This window comes from Curtobacterium sp. VKM Ac-1376 (assembly GCF_015351025.1).
GTDB lineage: Bacteria > Actinomycetota > Actinomycetes > Actinomycetales > Microbacteriaceae > Curtobacterium.
The window spans coordinates 258,300-280,054 of sequence record NZ_JADKRV010000004.1 but is presented as its reverse complement, the minus strand read 5'-3'; the positions used below and the strand labels follow the sequence as shown (position 1 = coordinate 280,054).

General features: G+C 72.1%; 19 protein-coding genes. 11 read left to right on the top strand and 8 right to left on the bottom strand.

Annotated elements, in window-relative coordinates:
* The first annotated feature begins 27 nt into the window (after nucleotides 1-27).
* Nucleotides 28-243, top strand: a complete 216-nt coding sequence (locus ITJ56_RS08035; protein WP_194629453.1) for a DUF3499 family protein — start codon at nucleotides 28-30, stop codon at nucleotides 241-243.
* Between the two features lie 105 nt (nucleotides 244-348).
* Complete coding sequence (gene ahcY / locus ITJ56_RS08030; protein ID WP_194629451.1) at nucleotides 349-1,827, top strand: adenosylhomocysteinase; 1,479 nt, start codon at nucleotides 349-351, stop codon at nucleotides 1,825-1,827.
* 46 nt (nucleotides 1,828-1,873) lie between these two features.
* Here the strand turns inward: ahcY and ITJ56_RS08025 are convergent, their stop codons facing one another.
* Nucleotides 1,874-2,743, bottom strand: coding sequence for an RDD family protein (locus tag ITJ56_RS08025; RefSeq protein ID WP_194629449.1), 870 nt, complete (start codon nucleotides 2,741-2,743; stop codon nucleotides 1,874-1,876).
* A 42-nt stretch (nucleotides 2,744-2,785) separates the two neighbouring features.
* On the opposite strand from ITJ56_RS08025, the gene ITJ56_RS08020 reads away from it, so the two are divergent.
* Nucleotides 2,786-3,784 (top strand): stage II sporulation protein M, encoded by a 999-nt coding sequence (locus ITJ56_RS08020; RefSeq protein ID WP_194629447.1) that lies wholly within the window; start codon nucleotides 2,786-2,788, stop codon nucleotides 3,782-3,784.
* 13 nt (nucleotides 3,785-3,797) lie between these two features.
* Here ITJ56_RS08020 and ITJ56_RS08015 read toward each other — a convergent pair whose 3' ends face one another.
* From ITJ56_RS08015 to ITJ56_RS07995, 5 genes are read right to left on the bottom strand one after another with little or no spacing between them, the layout of a single operon-like run.
* Nucleotides 3,798-5,150: a DUF58 domain-containing protein gene (locus ITJ56_RS08015; RefSeq protein ID WP_194629446.1), complete on the bottom strand. Its 1,353-nt coding sequence runs from the start codon at nucleotides 5,148-5,150 to the stop codon at nucleotides 3,798-3,800.
* The gene (locus tag ITJ56_RS08010) at nucleotides 5,150-6,118 is read right to left on the bottom strand and encodes an AAA family ATPase (protein ID WP_194629503.1); all 969 of its coding nucleotides are present in this window, start codon (nucleotides 6,116-6,118) and stop codon (nucleotides 5,150-5,152) included. The genes ITJ56_RS08015 and ITJ56_RS08010 overlap by 1 nt, the downstream gene beginning before the upstream one ends.
* Before the next feature lie 59 nt (nucleotides 6,119-6,177).
* Nucleotides 6,178-7,395, bottom strand: coding sequence for a DUF4350 domain-containing protein (locus ITJ56_RS08005; RefSeq protein WP_194629444.1), 1,218 nt, complete (start codon nucleotides 7,393-7,395; stop codon nucleotides 6,178-6,180).
* Complete coding sequence (locus tag ITJ56_RS18905) at nucleotides 7,392-8,033, bottom strand: DUF4129 domain-containing protein (RefSeq protein ID WP_194629442.1); 642 nt, start codon at nucleotides 8,031-8,033, stop codon at nucleotides 7,392-7,394. Before ITJ56_RS18905 ends, ITJ56_RS08005 begins: the two co-directional genes overlap by 4 nt.
* Nucleotides 8,030-9,280 carry a glycerophosphoryl diester phosphodiesterase membrane domain-containing protein gene (locus ITJ56_RS07995; RefSeq protein WP_194629440.1) on the bottom strand — a complete coding sequence of 417 codons (1,251 nt, stop codon included), beginning with the start codon at nucleotides 9,278-9,280 and terminating at the stop codon, nucleotides 8,030-8,032. Before ITJ56_RS07995 ends, ITJ56_RS18905 begins: the two co-directional genes overlap by 4 nt.
* 342 nt (nucleotides 9,281-9,622) lie before the next feature.
* Between ITJ56_RS07995 and mtrA the strand changes: the two genes are divergently transcribed.
* The 6 genes from mtrA (at nucleotide 9,623) to secA (ending at nucleotide 18,301) form a co-directional block, all read left to right on the top strand.
* The gene (mtrA, locus tag ITJ56_RS07990; protein ID WP_194629438.1) at nucleotides 9,623-10,297 is read left to right on the top strand and encodes an MtrAB system response regulator MtrA; all 675 of its coding nucleotides are present in this window, start codon (nucleotides 9,623-9,625) and stop codon (nucleotides 10,295-10,297) included.
* Nucleotides 10,298-10,302: 5 nt separating this feature from the next.
* Nucleotides 10,303-11,991 carry an MtrAB system histidine kinase MtrB gene (gene mtrB, locus ITJ56_RS18725; RefSeq protein ID WP_323749753.1) on the top strand — a complete coding sequence of 563 codons (1,689 nt, stop codon included), beginning with the start codon at nucleotides 10,303-10,305 and terminating at the stop codon, nucleotides 11,989-11,991.
* Complete coding sequence (locus ITJ56_RS07980; RefSeq protein ID WP_194629436.1) at nucleotides 11,991-13,673, top strand: GerMN domain-containing protein; 1,683 nt, start codon at nucleotides 11,991-11,993, stop codon at nucleotides 13,671-13,673. The genes mtrB and ITJ56_RS07980 overlap by 1 nt, the downstream gene beginning before the upstream one ends.
* Nucleotides 13,674-13,827: 154 nt before the next feature.
* Nucleotides 13,828-14,490, top strand: a complete 663-nt coding sequence (locus ITJ56_RS07975) for a ComF family protein (RefSeq protein WP_194629434.1) — start codon at nucleotides 13,828-13,830, stop codon at nucleotides 14,488-14,490.
* Nucleotides 14,491-14,650: 160 nt separating this feature from the next.
* Nucleotides 14,651-15,349, top strand: coding sequence for a ribosome hibernation-promoting factor, HPF/YfiA family (hpf, locus tag ITJ56_RS07970; protein WP_194629432.1), 699 nt, complete (start codon nucleotides 14,651-14,653; stop codon nucleotides 15,347-15,349).
* A gap of 171 nt (nucleotides 15,350-15,520) precedes the next feature.
* The gene (gene secA / locus ITJ56_RS07965; protein ID WP_194629425.1) at nucleotides 15,521-18,301 is read left to right on the top strand and encodes a preprotein translocase subunit SecA; all 2,781 of its coding nucleotides are present in this window, start codon (nucleotides 15,521-15,523) and stop codon (nucleotides 18,299-18,301) included.
* Nucleotides 18,302-18,436: 135 nt separating this feature from the next.
* On the opposite strand, the gene ITJ56_RS07960 is transcribed toward secA, so the two are convergent.
* Nucleotides 18,437-18,877, bottom strand: coding sequence for an Rv3235 family protein (locus tag ITJ56_RS07960; protein ID WP_194629418.1), 441 nt, complete (start codon nucleotides 18,875-18,877; stop codon nucleotides 18,437-18,439).
* A 118-nt stretch (nucleotides 18,878-18,995) separates the two neighbouring features.
* Between ITJ56_RS07960 and ITJ56_RS07955 the strand changes: the two genes are divergently transcribed.
* On the top strand, nucleotides 18,996-20,513 hold the full coding sequence (locus ITJ56_RS07955) for a sensor histidine kinase (protein WP_194629416.1): 1,518 nt from the start codon (nucleotides 18,996-18,998) through the stop codon (nucleotides 20,511-20,513).
* Between the two features lie 176 nt (nucleotides 20,514-20,689).
* Here the strand turns inward: ITJ56_RS07955 and ITJ56_RS07950 are convergent, their stop codons facing one another.
* On the bottom strand, nucleotides 20,690-20,938 hold the full coding sequence (locus ITJ56_RS07950) for a WhiB family transcriptional regulator (RefSeq protein WP_194629414.1): 249 nt from the start codon (nucleotides 20,936-20,938) through the stop codon (nucleotides 20,690-20,692).
* 262 nt (nucleotides 20,939-21,200) lie between these two features.
* Between ITJ56_RS07950 and ITJ56_RS07945 the strand changes: the two genes are divergently transcribed.
* Nucleotides 21,201-21,632: a hypothetical protein gene (locus tag ITJ56_RS07945; protein WP_194629412.1), complete on the top strand. Its 432-nt coding sequence runs from the start codon at nucleotides 21,201-21,203 to the stop codon at nucleotides 21,630-21,632.
* Nucleotides 21,633-21,755: the final 123 nt, after the last annotated feature.

Genomic DNA, 21,755 nt, shown 5'->3' with positions numbered 1-21,755 from the left:
GAGCGCTCCGCTAGGCTCCCTGACGACATGGACGTGCGGATCTGCAGCAAGGTGGCGTGTGCCAACAGCGCCTCGTCGACCCTGACGTACGACTACGCCGACTCCATGGTCGTGATCGGTCCGCTCTCGACCCGTGTCGAGCCGCACGGGTACGACCTCTGCGCGCGGCACGCTGCGTCCCTGCGCGTGCCGGGCGGGTGGCAGGTGGTGCGGCGCGAGCCGCTGCCGCGCGACGCGGACTGACGGGTCGCGTCCGCGACGCACCGCGGGGGTCGACACGGGAGGCCCGTGGAGCGTGGCCGGAATCGGCTCGGGGTCCGCGCCTCCCGGCATGGAAGACTGATGCGCATGCCCACCGAAGCCCAGATCGCAGCACCGTACCGCGTCGCCGACCTCACCCTCGCGGAGGCGGGCCGTCACCAGATCCGCCTCGCCGAGAACGAGATGCCCGGGCTGATGTCCCTGCGCGACGAGTTCGGCGAGGCGCAGCCGCTGGCGGGCGCGCGCATCGCCGGATCACTGCACATGACGGTGCAGACCGCGGTGCTCATCGAGACCCTCGTCGCACTCGGTGCGCGCGTCCGCTGGGCGAGCTGCAACATCTTCTCGACGCAGGACGAGGCGGCTGCCGCCGTCGCCGTGGGACCGAGCGGCACCCCCGACGCCCCCGCCGGCGTCCCGGTGTTCGCGTGGAAGAGCGAGACGCTCGAGGAGTACTGGTGGTGCACCAGCCGCATCTTCGACTGGAGCGACGAGGCGGCTGCCGACGGCGCGTCCTGGACGGGCCCGAACCTGATCCTCGACGACGGCGGTGACGCGACGATGCTCGTGCACACCGGTGCCGACGCCGAAGCCGCCGGCGCCGCCCCGGTGGCCGAGCCGGACGCGAGTGCCGAGTGGAGGATCGTGCTCGACACCGTCGCGCGGTCGCTCGAGACCTCGTCGGACCGCTGGACCCGGATCGCCGCCGACATCGAGGGCGTCACCGAGGAGACCACGACGGGCGTCCACCGCCTGTACGAGCTGTTCCGGAACGGCGCGCTGAAGTTCCCCGCGATCAACGTCAACGACTCGGTCACCAAGTCGAAGTTCGACAACAAGTACGGCATCCGGCACTCGCTGCCCGACGGCCTGAACCGTGCGACCGACGTCCTGATCGGCGGCAAGGTCGCCTTCGTCGTCGGCTACGGCGACGTCGGCAAGGGTGCGGCCGAGGCTCTGCGCGGGCAGGGCGCCCGCGTCATCATCAGCGAGGTCGACCCGATCTGCGCGCTGCAGGCCGCGATGGACGGCTACCAGGTGGCGCGTCTCGCCGACGTCGTGGGCACCGTCGACATGGTGGTCACCTGCACGGGCAACCTCGGTGTCGTGGGCGTCGAGGAGATGCTCGGGCTGAAGCACCTGGCGATCGTGGCGAACGTGGGCCACTTCGACAACGAGATCGACATGGCGGGGCTCGAGGCGCTGCCCGGCGTCGAGAAGGTCGAGATCAAGCCGCAGGTGCACGAGTGGCGCCTGCCGACCGGTCGCTCGATCCTGGTCCTGTCCGAGGGGCGGCTGATGAACCTCGGCAACGCGACCGGACACCCGTCGTTCGTGATGAGCAACTCGTTCACGAACCAGGTGCTCGCGCAGATCGAGCTGCACACCCGTCGCGACCAGTACCCGACCGGCGTGTACGTGCTGCCGAAGCACCTGGACGAGAAGGTCGCCCGGCTGCACCTCGACGCCCTCGGGGTGCAGCTGACGTCGCTGGGCCCCGAGCAGGCCGCGTACATCGGCGTGCCGGTCGAGGGCCCCTTCAAGCCGGACCACTACCGCTACTGAGTTGCAGCGGGCGGGCAGGTGACGGGGCGTGAGCGGCCGCGCGCCGTCAGCGCGGAAAGCCCGGAGGTCGTGCCGACGCCGTCGCACCCGCGGCGGTGAGCAACTCGCTCCGTGAGCGCAGCGCCCGCACGTCCCGTCGTCGCCGCAGCACCACGACCCCTGCCAGGAACACCTCGGGCGGCACGGGCGGCACCGGGTGCGCGAACGCGGAGACGTCGGCCGCCAGGGACTGCGCCGCCGCCTCGCGGAGTTCGGGGCGCATGACGGCAGCCCCGCGGAAGAACGCGCCGAGCCGGTTCTCGAGCCGCTGCGGCAGCGCCGGGACGTCCGCGACCTCGGCCCAGGCCGTCAGCTCCGGCGGCAGCAGCACCTCGGGGTCCCGGTGCTTCGGCAGGCGTTCGTGCTGCACGATCGTGCCCGCGAGCAGGTCGCCCAGCCGACGCGGCCTGGAGCCGAACAGGGCGACGAGCAACGCGACCGAGCCGAAGGTCATCCAGAGCTCGAACAGACCGACGAGCGAGCGTGTGAAGGCGTGCCGGAAGCCGATCGCCCCGCCGTCGAGGCGGACGACCCTGGTCCCCGTGGCGAACCGTCCGACGCTCCGGCCGCGCGTCACGGTCTCGACCGCGGCCGGCACGAGCACGAGCACCACCACGAGCAGCGCGATGTCCAGCGCCGCGCCCCATGCCGGGTCGAGTCCTCGTGGCCACAGTCGCGACACCCCGAACAGCGCGAGGACGAAGAGGACGAGCACGCACAGCCCGTCGAGCAGCGCCGCCGCGAGCCGGAGCACGAGACCGGCCGGCTGCACGTCGAGCGCGACCGCTTCGCCGACGACGAGTTCGTCGGAGGTCTCGTCGAGTTCGCGGGAGAACCGGGCGTCGGCGAGGTCGCGCGTCGTGCGGGGCTTCGGCATGCGATCATTCTGTCGGAAGTCGGCCGACACGAGGGGGAACACGTGGACCTGGACGCCTACGCCGAGGTGCACCGCGACCGATGGCAGGAGCTCGACCGGCTGGCGCGTGCTCGGCACCGGTCCGGTGCCGACGTCGATCGGCTCCTCGCCGGGTACCAGGAGGCCGCGACCGACCTCGCCCGCATCCGGGGCGCCGCACCACGCACCGCGACGGGTGACCGCCTGTCGCTCACGCTGTTCCGCGCACGTCTGCGGTTCACCGGCACCCCCGTCGACCCGCTCACCGCGGCCGCGGTCTTCTTCACCCGGCAGCTCCCCGCGGCGCTGTACCGGATCCGCTGGGTGACGATCTGGGTCGCACTCGCCACGGTGGCGATCGGCGCGATCGTCGCGGTGTGGATCACGACGACCCCCGGTGCGACCGCGACCTTCGGAACACCGGAGGCGCTCCGCCAGTACGCCACGCAGGACTTCGTCGACTACTACTCCGACCGCGGTCTCGGGGCGTTCACCGCCCAGGTGTGGACGAACAACGCCTACATCGCCGCGACCATGGTGGCGTTCGGCATCACCGGGGTCTTCGTGCCGTTCTCGATCATGCAGAACGCCGTCAGCCTCGGGGTGTCCGCCGCGATCATGCACTCGCAGGGCCGTTTGGCCGACTTCTTCCTCTACATCTCCCCGCACGGGCAGCTCGAGCTGTACTCGGTGTTCCTCGCCGGCGGTGCGGGCCTGATGATCTTCTGGTCGTGGGTTGCCCCCGGCTCCGGTCGCACCCGCGCACAGGCCCTCGCCGAGGACGGGCGCGCGCTCATCACCATCGCGATCGGTCTGACGATGACGCTGCTGCTCTCCGGCATCGTCGAGGGCACGGTCACCCGTCAGGACTGGCCGTGGCCGATCAAGATCGGCATCGGCACGGTGGCACTCGTCGCCGTGCTGGCCTACCAGTGGGTGCTCGGCGGTCGTGCCCACCGCGCGGGGGAGCGCGGCGACCTCGACGAGTTCGAGCGCGGCTCCACCGCCCTGGTCGCCGGGTAGCGTCCGTCCGGGGTCAGAGCCGCCCGGAGGCCTTCGCGCGGATGTACGCGTCGGCGACGAGGGGCGGCACGTCCTGCGGCGTGCCGCGCACGACCTCAGCGCCGGACCGGCGTGCGACGTCGGCCGCGCCGTCGGCGTCGAGCAGGGTGCGTTCCGCGGCGGCGCGCCGGTACACGTCGCGCTCCGCGCCGGTCGGGAGGCCCGGCACCCGTCCGCCACGCGCGGTCCGGATCGCGGTGCTCGCGTCCGGCCCGCCGCGCGCCATCCGCTGCACCGCCGGGTCTTCGATGCTCGTCACGATGACCGCGTGCCGTCGGGTGAGGCGGGGCAGCACCGCGAGCAGGTCGCCCGAGGCGCCGACCGAGTCGAGGCTGGAGGCGAGCACGACCAGCGCGCGCGAGGTCGTGACGGAGTCGACGACCCCCGGCACCGCGTCCCAGTCGGTCGCGGCGAGCCCGGGTTCGGCCATCGCCAGCGCCTCGCCGAAGCGCTGCACGACGTCGGCGCGGGTGGCGCCGTGCACGCGGTCGTGGACGCCGTCGTCGAGGACCACCAGGTCGACCCGGTCGCCCGCCGCGGCCGCGAGCGCGCCGAGGAGCAGCGCCGACTCGATGCAGGTGTCGAGCCGGGGTTCGTCGTCGACCCGTCCGGCGCCGGCGCGTCCGGCGTCGACGACGATGACGACCCGGCGGTCGCGCTCCGGACGCCACGTGCGGACGACGAGGTCCTGCCGTCGGGCGGTCGCGCGCCAGTCGATCGAGCGGACGTCGTCGCCGCGCACGTAGTCGCGCAGCGAGTCGAACTCGGTGCCGTGCCCCCGGAGCTGCAGTGTGGTCTCGCCGTCGAGCTCCCGGAGCCGCGCCAGCCGTGACGGCAGGTGTCGCCGCGAGCGGAACGGCGGCGTCACCACGAGTTCACCGGGCGCCGGCAGCACGCGTTGCCGTGCGGCGAGCCCGAGGGGCCCGAACGCGCGCACCGCGACGCCGGCGGTCCCTCGTCGGCCGCGCCGGAACGGAGTGAACCGCATCCGTGCTGTTCGCCGCTCCCCGCCGGGGACGGTCATCCGGATCCGGCGGGGGAGGTGCCCAGCAGACGGCTCCCACATGTCGCGGACCACGCCGCGCACCGTGCGGGAACCGTCGTTCGCGAGCACGAGCGTGCCGTCCGCGGTGCTGTCGCGTCGCGCGAGCCGCGGCATCCGTCGGTCCACCCGCACCTGCCGGAGGTCGGCGGCGAGCAGGACGTCGAGCACCGCGGCGAGCAGCACGACCCCGACCCACGCGAGACCGGCCCACCCGCTGGCGAGCAGCACGGTGGGCACGATCGCGGCGGCGAGGAGCGCGACGAACCGGCCGGAGACCGCCACTAGATCGGCACCCGCACCTGCTCGAGCACCTGCTGCAGCACGCCGTCCGCGCCGACGCCCTCGAGCTCGGCATCGGCGGCGACCCGCAGCCGGTGTCGCCAGACCGGCAGGGTCATGGCCTGCACGTGGTCCGGCGTGATGGCGTCGTAGCCGGTGAGCCACGCCCACGCCTTGGCGGCGGCGAGGAGCGCCGTGGCACCGCGGGGGCTGACGCCGACGCGGACGGACGGCGCCTGGCGGGTGGCGCGGGCGAGGTCGACGACGTACGCGAGGACGTCGTCGCGGGCGCCGACGGCGCGGACGGCGCGCTGCGCACGGACGACCTCGTCGACGCCGACCACCGGGGTGATGCCGGCGGAGCGGACGTCGCGCGGTACGAACCCGTCGGCGTGGCGGCGCAGGATCTGCCACTCGACGTCGCGCGGCGGGATGTCGAGCGTCAGCTTCATCAGGAAGCGGTCGAGCTGCGCCTCGGGCAGCGTGTAGGTGCCCTCGAACTCGATCGGGTTCATGGTCGCGGCGACGAAGAAGGGATCGGGCAGCGGGCGGGCGTCGCCGTCCACGCTGACCTGGCGTTCCTCCATCGCCTCGAGCAGGGCCGACTGCGTCTTCGGCGGCGTGCGGTTCACCTCGTCGGCGAGCAGCACGTTCGTGAACACGGGTCCCTCGCGGAACGGGAACGTGCCGGTCGACGCGTCGTAGACGAGCGAACCGGTGACGTCCCCGGGCATCAGGTCCGGGGTGAACTGGATGCGCTTCGTGTCGAGCGACATCGCGGCGGCGAGGCTCCGGACGAGCAGCGTCTTCGCGACGCCGGGCACGCCCTCGAGCAGCACGTGCCCCTGCGCGAGGAGTCCGACGATCATGCCGGAGACCGCGCCCTCCTGGCCGACGACGGCCTTCGCGACCTCCGTTCGGACCCGCCCGAACGCGTCCCGCAGGTCGGCGTCGGCCGGGGCGGACGGGATCGTGGTGGGTGCGCCGTGCTGGGCACGGTCGTGCTCGGTCGTGGCAGGGGGCAGGTCGGTCACGGTCGTGCTCCTGGTCGGTCGGGGTCGGTGGTGGTGCGGTCGCCGGCGGTGGCGCGGCGGACGGCGCGTTCGAGGTCGTCGAGCGCCGCGGTGCCGTCGACGAGCGCACGGTCGTCGTCGGTGGTCCCGCCGACGAGCACGGCACCGACGCGGGGGTGCGGGATGCCGGTCGCCTGGGCCGCCGCGCGGACGACCTCGTCGACGTGGGCCGATCGGGGGAGGCCGAGCAGGCGACCGATCCGCCGGACCGCGGCGACGCGGAGCGTGTCCAGCGCGTGCGTCCGGTCACGGGTCCGGGCGTACATCCGGGCGCGACCCTCGGTGGTCTCGGCGGCGCGGACCACGACGGGCATCCGCTCGACGACCAGCGGCCCGAGTCGTCGTCCGCGCCAGACACCGGCGGCCACGGCCACCAGGGCGAGGAGGGCGAGGGCGCTCGGCACCCACGGCGGCGCGAGCTCGCCGAGGGTCGGGGCGGCGTCGGGGGTGCCGACCGCCGGGGTGTACCAGGTCAGCCGCTCGTCGGCGCCGAGCAGGCCGAGGGCGAGCGCGGCGTTGCCGGCCGTGGCGATCGTGTCGTTCCGCAGCGCGTCGGTCGTGCCCAGCAGGGTGACGTCCCCGGCCGGGGTCTCGGTGCGGACGAGTCCCCAGACGCCATCGGCGCCGGTCCCCGTGGGTGCGCAGCGGTCGGCTCCGCCGTCGGGGACGGTGTAGCCGGACCCGCCGCTCGACACGCGTCGCGCCGATGCAGCAGCCGGGATCGCGCAGGAGCCGGTCGAAACGGTCGCGCCGCCGTCGACCGGCGTCGCCGGTTCGACGTCGAGCCCGAGCCCCTCCAACCCGGCGCCGCTGGTGCTGACGAGCACGACGTGTCGGGCCGTCCGGGCGATCCGTGCGGCGACGTCCGGGTCGAGGACCCCGGCGGAGTCGTCGACGAACACAGTTCCGCCGTCGATCCCGTCCGCGGTGTCGGTGATCCGGACGGCCGTGCCTCGTTGCTCGAGCACACGGACCAGGGCGGCGGAACCGCTGGCGGTCGTCGAGGTCGGGTCGAGCGGTCGTGGTGCGGTCCGGTCGGTTCCCTGCACGACCGCCGTCAGGACGGCGAGGACCACGCCGACCAGGGCGATCGCGACCCAGAAGCCGATCCGGGTTCGGCGGCCTCCGCGCTCAGTCGGACCGGCTGCGGGGCGGACCGCGGTGTCGGTGGTCATGCCGGGCCCACCGGCTCACCGGACCGGGCCGGGCGTGCCTGGCGCACGTCGCGCTCGGTGTCGAGCACCCGGCGTGCGGTGGCCGTGTCGGCCGCGGCGCCGAGGTACCGGACGGCGTCGAACGTGCTCGCGGCGTCGTCGAGGGCACCGGCTGCCGCCGGGAACGGCAGGGCGCCGCGGCTCGCGATGGTGCGGGCCGTGGCACCGGGGACGTCGGGGACCAGGTCGCGTTCGCCGAGGCCTCTGGCGATCGCACGGAAGCCGTCGAGCACCGCCGCGGACCAGTCGGCGCGGCGGGCGGCGTCCTGCGCGGCCTCGAGGAGCTCCCGGGCGGACCGCAGGTCGTCGTCGTCGAAGACGCCACCCGTGGCGCCGTCACCGGTGCGCGCGCGGCGGCGGGGGAGCCCGCGGGCGACGACGACGAGCACGATCACGGCGACGAGCACCACGATCGCGATCACCAGCGCGGTCCGGGCCGCCGCCGGTGAGTCCAGACCGTCGGCGCGGAGCGACCCGAGCCAGTCGAGGAACGACTGCGACGCGCGGTCCCACCACGTCGGCTGCGCACCGTCGTAGGCGGACCGGTCGAGTTCGTGTTCGAGCAGCCGACGGGCCTCGTCCGGGTCGACCGCCGTCACGCGCGACCGTCCGGTGGGGCCTGGCCGGGGCGCTCCCGGGGTCGCTCGGGCTGCTGGCCGGACCACGGCTGCTGCGTCGGCCACGACTGCTGCGGCTGCTGCGTCGGCCACTGCTGGTGGGGCGGCTGCTGCGTCGGCCACGACTGCCTCGGTCCGGGCTGCGGCTGCCACCCCGGGCCCGGCTGGCCGGACCACTGCTGCTGCCCCGGCCACGGCTGCTGCTGCGGCGGCCACGGCTGCCGGGCGACGGGCTCCGACGGTGCGAACGGGTCGGTCGGCCGCCCCGTGTCGAGGTGCGACGCGATCCGCTGGTCGAGCGCCTCGGTCCTGATCCGCCGGTCGATCGCCAGGAACGTGGTCACCGACGCGCTCAGGACGTCCGTGATGCACTGCACCGCGATGGCGAGCAGGCTACCGACGACGATCGCGACCGTCGCTCCGACCCCGACGCCCGACGAACCACCGGTCTGCCCGAGCGGGTCGAAGGTGCCGCCGATGAGCACGGCGCCGATGGTGAGGGGCGCCGAGGCGATCGACACTGCGAAGCCGAACATCAGCTGCACGAGCAGCAGGATCCCGAAGGTGCGCCAGAACGCCCCGCGGGTCAGCCGCCACGACTGCGCGGCTGCGGCGAACACGGACCGGCCCTCCAGCGCGATCGTCGGGACGGTCAGGACGAACCGCGTGGCGAGCCAGGTGATGACCACGCCGAACCCGAGCACGAGCAGGACGAGCGCCAGCACGAACCAACCGGCGCTCGAGTTCCCGGCGCCGATCGCGGCGAACGTGGCGAAGAACACGAGTCCGGCGACGATGCCGACGACGAGTCCCGCACCGATCTGCACGAACATCCACCCGACGACGGGCCAACGGCGCCCGGCGAGCAGCGCCCACAGGCCGCGGAAGGTCGCGCGGCGCCCGAGGACCCGCTGCCCGGTGTCGGCGGCGACCGGAGCCACGAGGAACCCACGGCCGAGGTACGCCAGGAACGGCAGCCCGACGGCGAGCAGCGCCCAGAGCGTGACCGAGCCGGCGATGACCGATTCCGCGCCGCTGCCGCCGTCGAGGGCGGAGAACATCCGCGACTGCAGGGCCTGCTGGCCGAAGGTGCTGGCCAACGTCGAGAGCAGGCCGAGCACGCCGCTCAGCAGCACGCTCCACAGCAGCAGCACGCGGGCGTTCCGTCGGAAGACGGTGAACGCGCCGGCGAGCACGTCGCCGAGCCCGAGCGGGCGCAGCGGGATCACCGGACGCGAGCCGGCGGGCGGGCGGGCATGACCCGGCAAACCCGGCCCGTGCCCGCTCGGCACCGTGGCGGGCGGTGGCGGCACGGAGAAGCGGGGCGGGCCTCCAGGCTGGGGTCCAGCGCCCTGCGCCGGTCCGGACGCGGGCGGCGTCTGCCCACCCTGCTGCCCACCCGGTGTGTGCCAATCGGACATGACCTCAGCCCCCTCGTCGTGTCGGACCGCGCTGCGACGTGCGGTCCGCCCCCATCCTGGCGGAAAACGCTGCGCGACGGGGCCTCGGCTATCGTGAGGGGACACGTGCCGATCCCGGCACCGCCGCACGCCACCCGGAGTCCAGATCACATGACACCGCGCATCCTCGTCGTCGACGACGACCAGGCCCTCTCCGAGATGATCGGCATCGTGCTCCGCTCCGAGGGGTACGAGCCCGAGTTCAGCGCCGACGGCAACGACGCGGTCGACGCGTTCCACGCCACCAAGCCTGACCTGGTGCTGCTCGACGTGATGCTCCCGGGCATCGACGGCATCGAGGTGTGCAAGCGCATCCGTGCCGAGAGCGGCACGCCGATCATCATGCTCACGGCGAAGAGCGACACCGCCGACGTCGTCGCCGGCCTCGAGAACGGCGCCGATGACTACGTCGTGAAGCCGTTCAACCCGAAGGAGCTCGTCGCACGCATCCGCACCCGGCTGCGGCCGAGCGCGACCGACGCCACCGTGCTGCACGTCGGGGACGTCACCGTCGACGTCGCCGGGCACGAGGTCCGCCGCGGCGACACGGTCATCGCGCTCACCCCGCTCGAGTTCGACCTGCTCCGGGCACTCGCCGAGAAGCCGAACCAGGTGTTCACCAGGGAGATGCTGCTCGAGCAGGTCTGGGGCTACCACTACAAGGCCGACACCCGGCTGGTGAACGTGCACGTGCAGCGCCTCCGCGCGAAGATCGAGCACGACCCGGACAACCCGAAGACCGTCACCACGGTCCGCGGCGTCGGGTACCGCGCCGGAGGAGCCTGAAGCCCGTGCCGCGCTCGTCGCGCTCGGCCAGCGGCGCCACCGTCTCCATCGGCGTGGTGGGGCGCGGCCGGCGTCGCCTGCGGCGCTGGCTGCGTCGAGGATGGCGGCCCGTCGCGTTCCTGTGGCGGCGCTCCCTCATGTTCCGGTCCGTCGCGATCACCGTGATGACGACCGGGCTCGCCGTCGGGATCATCGGCACCGCGGTCATGGTGAGCATCTCGACGAACGTCTACTCGCAGCGCCGTGACCAGATCGAGTCGGAGTCGGCCCGGGCCACCATCGTGGCGCAGGGCATCTTCGACGCAGCGACCGCCGCCGAGGACAACAACCAGTCCGAACTCGAGACCCTGCAGAACGAGGCGCAGCAGGCGATCCTGTCGAACACCACCAGCCCGGGCGGCACGAGCATCGCTATCGAGCGGAGCCCGGACCAGTCGACCCCGCAGGCACTGCAGACCATCGCCAGCCAGGGCTTCCCGGACGCGGTGATCACCGACGCCCTGCGGCGAGAGGTGGGGAAGAACACCGGTCGCCTCAGCCTGCAACCGGTGCAGCTCGAGGACGACGGGCGGAAGGTGCCGGGTCTCGCCGTCGGGTCCACGCTGCAGATCCCCAGCGCCGGCCAGTACGAGCTCTACCTGGTCTACGAGCTGTCGGACGCGCAGCAGACCCTCGACTTCGTGTCGCAGACGCTTTCCATCGGCGGCGTCGCGCTCATGGTGCTCATCGCCCTGGTGACCTCGCTCGTCGTCCGTCTGGTCGTCGTGCCGATCCGCGGAGCGGCGGAGACGAGCCGGAAGATCGCGGCGGGGCGGCTCGACGAACGCATCCCGGTGCGCGGCCAGGACGACCTCGCGACGCTGGCGAGGAGTTTCAACGGCATGGCCGAGGCCGTGAGCCGGCAGATCACCCAGCTCGCCGAGCTGTCCCGCGTGCAGCAGCGGTTCGTGTCCGACGTGTCACACGAGCTCCGCACGCCGCTCACCACGATCCGGCTCGCCGGGGACATGCTCTACGACTCCCGGCACGCCTTCGAACCCTCGGTCGGCCGGTCCGCCGAGCTCCTGCACGCCCAGGTGGAGCGGTTCGAGCTGCTCCTCGCCGACCTGCTCGAGATCTCCCGGTACGACGCGCAGGCCGTGCAGCTCGACACCGAGCCCGTCCTGCCGGCGGCGCTCGCCGCCGACATCGTCGAGGAGTTCCGGCCGCTCGCAGAACGCGCGGGGATCGGCCTACAGCTCGCCACCCCCGGCGGCCACACCACCATGCGCCTCGACGCCAAGCGCGTCCGCCGCATCCTCCGCAACCTCGTCGGCAACGCCATCGAGCACGGCGACGCGAAGCCCGTGCAGGTCGTCGTCGACAGCGACGCCCGCACCGTCGCGATCGCGGTCCGCGACCAGGGCGTGGGGATGCCGCCCGAGGACGCCGCGCGGGTGTTCGACCGGTTCTGGCGCGCGGACCCGAGCCGCAAGCGCACCATCGGCGGCACCGGGTTGGGCCTCGCGATCAGCCTGGGCGACGCCAAGCTGCACGGCGGCCGCATCGACGTGTGGTCGCGCCCCGGTGCAGGGTCGACGTTCGTCCTCACCCTTCCCCGCAACGAGCAGGGGACCACCGCCACGTCGGCGATCCCCCTGCCCGCGCTCGACGAGTCGTACGACGGCCCCCGCGCCGTGCGAGAGGAGCCCTGATGCGCCACCGGATCCGCCACGTCCTCGCCGTCGCGCTCGCGGCGGTCAGCCTGTTCGCGGTCACCGCCTGCGCGGCCATCCCCACCGACGGGGCGGTGCGCACCGGTCAGACGATCGAGGACGAGTCGCTGTCCGGCGTCGACTTCCGTCCGGACAAGCCGATCACCGGGTCGGACCAGACCGCCATCCTCCGCGGGTTCATCGCCGCCGCCACCGGCGCCCAGGACGACTACGCGATCGCGCGGCAGTTCCTCGCCTCGGACTTCTCCCAGCAGTGGAACCCGCGCCAGGGCGTCACGATCCGCGACGGCAGTGGCACCGTCGAGCGAGCCGACGACCGTGAGCTGACCTACACGCTGACGGCCAGCGCGACGGTCGACTCCGAGGGGGAGTACACCCAGGCGGTCCGCCCCACCTCGTCGACCCTGACGTTCCAGTTCGTCCGCGAGGACGGCGAGTGGCGCATCGCCTACGCCCCCGACGGCGTCATCCTGTCGCCGGTGAGCTTCGAGTCGGTGTTCCAGCCGCACGCCCTGTACTTCTACGACCCCACCTACCGGTACCTCGTGCCCGACCAACGGTGGTTCCTCGCGCGGTCCTCGACGAGCACCCGCATCGCGAGCGCGCTGCTCGCCGGCCCCGCCGACTGGCTCAGGGGTGCTGTCGTCTCCTCGTTCCCGGAGGGCACCCAGCTGTCCTTGAACGCCGTGACCGTCGACAGCGGCACCGCCCTCGTCGACCTGTCGAGCGACGCCCTCCGCGCGAGCACGGTGGACAAGGTGCGGATGCGCGAGCAACTCAGCAAGTCGCTCGCCTCGGTCGCCACCGTCTCGTCGGTCTCGATGACCATCGAGGGTGCCGCCCTCTCCGTCTCCGACTCGGGCGGTGCCGACGCGCAGCAGAACCCCGACGTCGACCCCCGGCCCCTCGTCGAGGAGGACGGCGTCGTCGGCTACGCGGCAGCGGGGACGGGGAAGGTCGCCGAACTCGGCAGCGGCGTCGGAGAGGCCATCGCGCGTCTCGACCCGGCGTCGATCTCCCTGTCGGCGTCCGGCACCACCGCCGCCGTCGGCAACCGTGACGGCGTCGTGGTCGTCCGTGGCAAGGACCGCCTGCGCATCGACGCCCGCGAGGACCTCGTCGCCCCCGCCGTCGACGACCTCGGCTTCGTCTGGGTCGGGCAGCAGTCCGACACCCGCCGCATCACCGCCTACGGCCTGGGCGGCGACCCCCACCAGGTGACCACCACGCTCCCGCGCGGCGACCTCGTGTCGTTCCAGGTCTCCCGTGACTCCACCAGGGCCCTGGCGCTCATCGAGACGGACGACGGCCCCGGCCTGTATGTGATGGCGATCCTCCGCGGCTCCGACCGCTCACCGACGTCGTTCGGTTCCCCCGTGCGCGTGCAGTCGGCAAGCGGCACCGCGGTCGGCGCCGCATGGGTGAACGACACCGACGTCGCCTCGGTCGGGCAGACCACCGCCGGACCGAACATCGTCAGGACGACGATCGGTGGGAAGTCGAGCACCCTGCCGAAGCCGGACGGCCGTGCGACCGCGATCAGCGGTGGCAGCGGCGGGTCGCTGCTGCTGCGGATGTCGAACGGATCGGTGCTGCAGTCGACCGGCGGCGGGTGGGACTCGACGGGCGTCAGCGCCGACGTACTCGGCGTCCAGCGCTGACGGGTGCGGGTGCAGCGCGGGTGCAGGAACCGGGGCCGAGGCGCGCGCGGTCCGGCACGGCCGCCGGTCCTCCACACCCGACCCGGCGGGGAGGCCCGTCCACGTTCCGCCAGGCCGCTCCCCGCCACCCCGTGGTCGATTGCACACTCGTGACATGCCCCAGCACAACGTTCCGACCCCGTGGCGCGACGCGCTGCTCGCCGTGCTCGGCCTGTTCCTGCCGGTCGCCTGCCTGGGGTGCGGGCAGCCGGACCACGCGCTCTGTCCACCGTGCCGTGCCGTCCTCGCCGCCACGCCCCGCCGGGTCCGGCTCGTCGCCGGCGTCCGGCTCGATGCGGCGTACGAGTACGAGGGGCTCGTCCGCATCCTGCTGCTCGAGCTGAAGCTCCGCGGCCGCGTCGACGTCGCCCGCCCGCTCGGTGTCCGGTTCGGCGCGCTCCTCCGGGCGGCGCTCGCGGAGGCCCCGGCGGGTGCCGTGGTACTCCGGATACCGCCGTCGCCCGCCGGTGCCCGGCGCCGCGGGTTCGACCCGGTGGTGCTGCTGCTCGCCCGCGGCGGGGCCCGGCGCACCGGGCAGCTCCGACGGACGCGTGCCGGTCGCGCCCGAGCCGGTCACGGACAGAAGGAGCGTTCGGCGGTCGAACGGGTCGCGGCCACCGTCGGCACGCTCCGGGCGTCCGGCGTCACCGGGCAGGACGTCGTGTTGGTCGACGACGTGGTGACGACCGGCGTCACCATGGCCGAAGGGGTCCGCGCGGTCCGTGCGGGCGGTGGCCGGGTCGTGCGCTGCGTCGCCGTCGCGAGCGTCGACGACTGAGCGCTGTGGTGAACACCCGGTGTCCCCTGAGCGTCCGGTGAGTGTCCGGTGGACTCGCGGCGGGCCCGTGACGCGGACAGGTGCTCGGGGCTAGCCTCGCGGCAAGGCGTTCGGGTCGCCGGACGGAGGCGACGCGCCGACACTGGATGGGAGCCGCCACATGGACGTGACGATCACGGGCCGGAACGTCGGGGTCACCGACCGATTCCGCACCTACGTCGAACAGAAGTCCGAGAAGATCGACGTGCTCGCCGACCGCGCCCTCGCGTTCGAGGTGCGCATCAGCCGCCACAACGAGAAGTCGAGCGGCAGCCAGGGCGAGGACCGCGTGGAGCTCACACTGATCGGACCGGGGCCGCTCGTGCGGGCCGAGTCCGCGGCGTCCGACAAGTACGCCGCCTTCGACCTCGCCTTCGCGCGGATCATGGAGCGCCTCCGTCGGGCGCGCGACCGCCGCAAGGTGCACCACGGTCGTCACCGCCCCACCTCGGTGGCCGAGGCTGCCGGCAGCGGCTTCGACGGCATGGGGGTCGTTCCCGCCGACGGCAAGCTCATCGAGGACGTCGCGACCGGTGCCGTCCCGGTCGTGGACGACCAGGGTGCCGACGAAGAGGACGAGGTCTACAGCCCCGTCGTCATCCGGCACAAGGTGTTCGAGGCCGCCCCGATGACCGTCGACGACGCCCTCTACTTCATGGAGCTCGTCGGGCACGACTTCTACCTGTTCGTGGACGCCGAGACCCACCGTCCGAGCGTCGTGTACCGCCGCAAGGGCTGGGACTACGGCGTGATCGGCATCGACGAGGTGCCCCGCTCCCAGGCCCCGGCTGACGCGGAGCGGGCCGCGGCGACGGCCTGACCCGAACGACGCGGACGCCGTTCCGCACCGTGTGCGCGGTCCGTTCGCGGGCCGCGCACACCTGTGTCACCCCGACCAGCGGCGCTCACAGCGCAGGGTGGCCGCGGGTTGCTAGCATGACTGGTCGATCGGGCGCGCAGGTCGCGCGCGACGACCTCGTAAGGAGCTCACGTGGCAAACGTGTTGGAGAAGGTCCTCCGCATCGGCGAAGGACGAACCCTCCGTCGGCTGAAGGTGTACGCCTCGGCGATCAACGACCTCGAGGACGACTTCTCGAGCCTCACCGACGAGGAACTCCACGACGAGACCAAGGAGCTGCGCGAGCGGTACGCCAACGGCGAGACCCTCGACGACCTCCTGCCCGAGGCCTTCGCCGCTGTGCGCGAAGCGGCGAAGCGCACCCTCGGCATGCGGCACTTCGACGTGCAGCTCATGGGTGGCGCTGCGCTGCACCTCGGCAACATCGCCGAGATGAAGACCGGTGAGGGCAAGACCCTCGTCGCCACCACGGCCGCCTACCTCAACGCGATCCCGTCGCGCGGTGTGCACGTCATCACCGTGAACGACTACCTGGCGTCCTACCAGTCCGAGATCATGGGCCGCGTCTTCCGCGCCCTCGGCATGACGACCGGCTGCATCATCGCGAACCAGACTCCGGCGGAGCGCCGCGAGCAGTACGCCGCGGACATCACGTACGGCACGAACAACGAGTTCGGCTTCGACTACCTGCGCGACAACATGGCGTGGCAGTCCTCCGACATGGTGCAGCGCGGACACTTCTTCGCGGTCGTGGACGAGGTCGACTCGATCCTCATCGACGAGGCCCGCACGCCCCTCATCATCTCTGGCCCGTCCTCGGGCGAGGCCAACCGCTGGTTCACCGAGTTCGCCTCCATCGCGAAGCGCCTCACCCCGGGCGAGGACTACGAGGTCGACGAGAAGAAGCGCACGGTCGGTGTCCTCGAGCCCGGCATCGAGAAGGTCGAGGACTACCTCGGCATCGACAACCTGTACGAGTCGGCGAACACCCCGCTCATCTCGTTCCTGAACAACTCCATCAAGGCCGTCGCCCTGTTCAAGCGCGACAAGGACTACGTCGTGATGAACGGCGAGGTGCTCATCGTCGACGAGCACACCGGCCGCATCCTGATGGGTCGCCGCTACAACGAGGGCATCCACCAGGCGATCGAGGCGAAGGAAGGTGTCGAGGTCAAGGCGGAGAACCAGACCCTCGCCACGGTCACGCTGCAGAACTACTTCCGCCTCTACCAGAAGCTCTCCGGCATGACCGGTACCGCCGAGACCGAGGCGGCCGAGTTCATGTCGACCTACAAGCTCGGCGTGGTCCCGATCCCGACGAACAAGCCGATGCAGCGCATCGACCAGACCGACCTCGTCTACAAGAACGAGAAGTCGAAGTTCGAGCAGGTCGCCGAGGACATCGCGGAGCGCCACGAGAAGGGTCAGCCCGTCCTCGTCGGCACCACGAGCGTCGAGAAGTCCGAGTACCTGTCGAAGCTCCTCGCGAAGAAGGGCGTCAAGCACGAGGTCCTCAACGCGAAGAACCACGCGCGTGAAGCCGCGATCGTCGCCCAGGCCGGTCGTTTCGGTGCCGTCACCGTCGCGACGAACATGGCCGGTCGCGGGACCGACATCATGCTCGGTGGCAACGCGGAGTTCCTCGCCGTGCAGGAGATGCACGCCAAGGGGCTCTCGCCGACGGAGACGCCCGACGAGTACGAGGCCGCGTGGGACGACGTGTTCGCGGCGGTGAAGGCCGAGGTCGAGGTCGAGGGTGACAGGGTCCGCGAAGTCGGTGGCCTGTACGTGCTCGGGACCGAGCGCCACGAGTCGCGCCGCATCGACAACCAGCTGCGCGGTCGTTCCGGCCGTCAGGGGGACCCGGGCGAGAGCCGGTTCTACCTGTCGCTCACCGATGACCTGATGCGCCTGTTCAATTCCGGTGCCGCCGAGAGCCTGATGGGCCGCTCGAACGTGCCGGACGACCTGGCGATCGAGAACAAGCTCGTCGGGCGCGCCATCCGCTCCGCCCAGGCGCAGGTCGAGGGCCGGAACGCCGAGATCCGCAAGAACGTCCTGAAGTACGACGACGTGCTGAACCGCCAGCGCGAGGCGATCTACAGCGACCGCCGGCACATCCTCGAGGGCGACGACCTGCACGACCGCGCGCAGTCGTTCCTCAAGGCCGTCATCGACGACGTCATCGACACCCACACCGGAGAGGGCTCGCCGGACGACTGGGACCTCGACGCGATGTGGACCGAGCTCGGCACGCTCTACCCGATCTCGATCTCCATCGACGAGGTCATCACCGAGGCCGGCTCGAAGGGCAAGGCGTCGCGTGACTTCCTCGCCCGCGAGATCCTCTCCGACGCGAAGCTCGCCTACCAGCAGCGCGAAGAGCTCCTCGGCGACGAGGCGATGCGCGAGCTCGAGCGTCGCGTGGTGCTCTCGGTGATCGACCGCCGCTGGCGCGACCACCTGTACGAGATGGACTACCTGAAGGACGGCATCGGCCTCCGTGCGATGGCACAGCGTGACCCGCTGGTCGAGTACCAGCGCGAGGGGTACGCCCTGTTCCAGACGATGATGGGACAGATCCGCGAAGAGTCCGTGGGCTACCTGTTCAACCTCGAGGTGCAGGTGCAGTCCGACGGCGAGAACGCCGTCATCGAGGCCAAGGGCCTCGGCGAGGACGAGGTGTCCGGCCTCGAGTACTCGGCACCGTCGATCGACGGCGAGGTCGAGGTCCGTGACGAGCAGGGCCGTCTCGAGCAGGCAGCGACTGCTCGTGCGCAGCGCGCCCAGGCCGAGGCTGAGGCAGCCGCCGAGCCTGAGCAGGGTTCCGCGTTCGGCAACGCGGCCACCGCATCCGGCCAGGCCGCCGCGAGCAACCGCGCCGAGCGTCGACAGGCCGCCAAGAAGAACTAGCGTCCGCTGCGACGGACGGGAGGCGCGGTGCCGGCTGGCACCGCGCCTCCCTCGCGTGCTCGGTCGGCGCGCCCCGCGCGATGCTTCTTCGCATCGCCGCTGAGCGGGGCGCCCGCGTCCGTCGGAACGCCTGCGCTACAGGACCCCGATCGCGGTCGCCCGCCACCTGCCATGCCGTTCCTCGAGTCGCATGGCCACCGCCCGGGCGTGGCTTCGGGTGTGCACGACCACCGTCGCCTCGGCGACGCCGTCCGCCGGGCGACAGACGATGACGCTGCCCACCCGCAGGATCGGACGTGCCCGTGAACGGCGACCCGCGGACCTGGCGTGCGCGGCGACCGCTGCTCGCTGCTGCAGGTGCCGCTGCACGTCGTCGGTGATCCACCGCGCGATGCTGTCGACCTCGCGCGATCCCGTCAGGACCTCGGCGACGCAGAGACCGAGCGCACGCGCGGTCGCGGACGGGTCGGGGGGATCAGCCGCCGGCGCGGTCTCGGACTCCGGGCCGACGATCCGGAGCGGTGGTGGGTGCGCCGTCGTCGTCGCCTCTTCCATCCGGCGTGCCTGCTCTGCCACCCGTACCCCTTCCGTCGGTGCAGCGAGCGTATGCGGCGTGCAACATACGATATTTGCACGCCTTGGTCCTGTGGACAGTGCGACATTCTCCACAAGGCGGCGGACCTAGACTGGCCGGGTGTCGACCCTCAGTGACCTCGTCCTCGCGCAAGGCCGTTCCTCGGAAGCAGACGTGGAGTGGCTCCACCTGCTGGTGGGGGACTGGCAGCTCCTCGCCGACCTGTCCTTCGCAGACATGGTGCTCTGGGTCCCGACGGCCGAGGACGGCTCGTTCGTCGCCGTCGCACACGCCCGACCGAGCTCCGCGGCGACGCTGTTCTACCGCGACATCGTCGGACAGGAGATCCGCGAGGAGTGGCGCGGACAGGTGACGGAGAGCTTCGCCGCGGCGAAGGTCGTCGACTCCGCCGAGCCCGACTGGTACGAGGACACCCCGACCCGCGTGCGTGCGATCCCGGTGCTCCGCCGCCTGAGTGCGAAGAGCGCGGAGACGACCGAGCGCCCGATCGCCGTCGTCACCCGGCACTCCAACCAGGACGAGATGCGGACCCCGAGCCGCCAGGAGCTCAACTTCACCGCGAGCGCGAACGACCTGTTCGGCATGATCGCGACCGGAGACTTCCCCGACCTCGGCGCACCCGCGGGTCCCCGTCGCGGTGCGCCCCGCGCGAGCGATGGCCTGCTGCGGCTCGACACCGCCGGCATCGTCACCTTCGCGAGTCCGAACGGGCTCAGCGCGTTCAACCGCATGGGCTTCGAGGGCGAACTCGAGCGGAAGTCCCTGGCCGAGGTCACCACCGAGCTCATCGGCGCGCAGCTCGACGTCGACGAGTCGCTTCCGCTCGTGGTCACCGGCCGCGCCCCGTGGCGGGCGGACATCGAGTCGAAGGGCGTGACGGTGTCGCTCCGCTCGATCCCGCTCCGTGACCACGGTGAGCGCATCGGTGCGATCGTGCTCTGCCGCGACGTGTCGGAGCTCCGGCACCAGGAGCGCGAGCTCATCACCAAGGACGCCACGATCCGCGAGATCCACCACCGCGTGAAGAACAACCTGCAGACGGTGGCGTCACTGCTCCGCATCCAGGCGCGCCGCACGCACTCGGACGAGGCACGGACCTCGCTGCAGAACGCCATGCGCCGGGTCGCTGCGATCGCCGTCGTGCACGACACGCTGTCGAGCGGACTCAGTCAGACGGTCGACTTCGACGAGGTCTTCGACTCGGTGCTGAAGCTCGTCACCGAGGTCGCGGCCTCGCACAACACCACCGTGCACCCGAAGAAGACCGGCGAGTTCGGGGTGCTGCCCTCCGAGGCCGCGACGCCGCTCGCCCTCGGGCTCACCGAGCTGGTCACGAACGCCGTCGAGCACGGGCTCGACGGCCGCGACGGCGAGGTCGAGATCGTGGCCCGCCGTTTCGAGGACCACCTGGAGATCGAGGTCCGCGACAACGGTGTCGGGCTGCCGGAGGGCAAGGTCGGCTCCGGCCTCGGTACTCAGATCGTCCGCACGCTCATCCAGGGCGAGCTCGGCGGCACCATCGACTGGCACACCCTGACCGGCAGCGGTACCGAGGTGACGATCAGCATCCCGTTCCGCTGGTTGACCGCCCCCGCGGAGTCATCCGCCGGCCAGTAGCACCCCTCCGGAAACCGGGTTCCGGACACTGCACCGCGGGATTCCACGGTGCTGTGCCCGGAACCTGGTTCCATCTGCGCTCCCCGCTAGCCGCTCCCCGCTCCCCGCCGCCGCGCGCACGACGACGCCCGCCGTCCCAAGGGGGCGGCGGGCGTCGTGGTGTCGGACGGTCCGGGTCAGGAGGCTCGGCGGGCACGGGCGGCGCGACGCTTCAGCGCACGACGCTCGTCCTCGCTGAGGCCGCCCCAGACACCGGCATCCTGGTTGTTCTCGAGAGCGTACTGCAGGCACATCTCGGTGACCGTGCAGCGAGCACAGACCGACTTGGCCTTCTCGATCTGGTCGACGGCGGGCCCGGTGTTCCCGACGGGGAAGAAGAGCTCGGGGTCCGCGGTGAGGCAGGCAGCCTTGTCACGCCAGTCCATGTGTGGTGCTCCTTGATGTCGATGCTCGAACGGCAGGCCGGGGCCGTGGTTCGGGGGATCGGAACGCTGTACATGCATGCGGCATGAAGGGGACAACTGTGGGGGAGGAGTCCGCTGGAAGCGAGTCTGACGCCCGCGTGACGCTCGGGGGAGGAGCGATGAACCACGGGAGACGCACACCACATCGTGCCGTCCAAACGACCTCCAATATCGTTCCATACTGGTAGGGCCAAATCAAGGGTTGCAATGCTGGAGGATCACTGTGCACGACGACATCCCGAACGACGTCGATCCCTCCGCCCGCGCCGCGTCGCGATCACCCGCCCTGCTGGGGCTGCTCGCCGTGGTCGGCCTCGAGTTCCTCGCGCTCGTGGTGGTGACGGTCGTCCTGATCGTGGAACTGCTCGTCGCCCCGGCTGCGAGCATCGCCTCGGGGATCGCGCTCACGGTCCTCGTGGCCCTCGCCGCGCTCTGGCTCGGTGCGCTGCTGAACGGCCTGTGGTGGAGCCGGTCGTGGGTGCGATCCGGCATCATCGTGTGGCAGGTCCTGCAGGGCGCCGTCGCGATCGGCGCGTTCCAGGGCGTCTTCCGCGTCGCCGCGGTCGGCTGGGTCCTGCTCATCCCGGCGCTCCTCGGCATCACCCTCGTGCTCTCGAAGTCGGTGACGGCCGCGCTGGCGCGTCCCGTGGACTGAGACCAGACCCGACCCGACCCGACCCGACCCGACCCGACCCGACCCGAACGGACGGGAGGCGCGGTGCCAGCTGGCACCGCGCCTCCCGTCCGTCGGAGGCTGGTCGCAACGCGTCGCTCGCGT

What these genes read in the sequence shown, in the direction of transcription:
- ahcY (WP_194629451.1), top strand. Translation starts at nt 349, where the DNA reads ATGCCCACCGAAGCCCAGATCGCAGCACCGTACCGCGTCGCCGACCTC.
- ITJ56_RS07975 (WP_194629434.1), top strand. Translation starts at nt 13,828, where the DNA reads ATGCCCCAGCACAACGTTCCGACCCCGTGGCGCGACGCGCTGCTCGCC.
- ITJ56_RS07950 (WP_194629414.1), bottom strand. Translation starts at nt 20,938, where the DNA reads ATGGACTGGCGTGACAAGGCTGCCTGCCTCACCGCGGACCCCGAGCTC.
- ITJ56_RS07980 (WP_194629436.1), top strand. Translation starts at nt 11,991, where the DNA reads ATGCGCCACCGGATCCGCCACGTCCTCGCCGTCGCGCTCGCGGCGGTC.
- mtrA (WP_194629438.1), top strand. Translation starts at nt 9,623, where the DNA reads ATGACACCGCGCATCCTCGTCGTCGACGACGACCAGGCCCTCTCCGAG.
- ITJ56_RS08025 (WP_194629449.1), bottom strand. Translation starts at nt 2,743, where the DNA reads ATGCCGAAGCCCCGCACGACGCGCGACCTCGCCGACGCCCGGTTCTCC.
- hpf (WP_194629432.1), top strand. Translation starts at nt 14,651, where the DNA reads ATGGACGTGACGATCACGGGCCGGAACGTCGGGGTCACCGACCGATTC.
- ITJ56_RS08035 (WP_194629453.1), top strand. Translation starts at nt 28, where the DNA reads ATGGACGTGCGGATCTGCAGCAAGGTGGCGTGTGCCAACAGCGCCTCG.
- ITJ56_RS08005 (WP_194629444.1), bottom strand. Translation starts at nt 7,395, where the DNA reads ATGACCACCGACACCGCGGTCCGCCCCGCAGCCGGTCCGACTGAGCGC.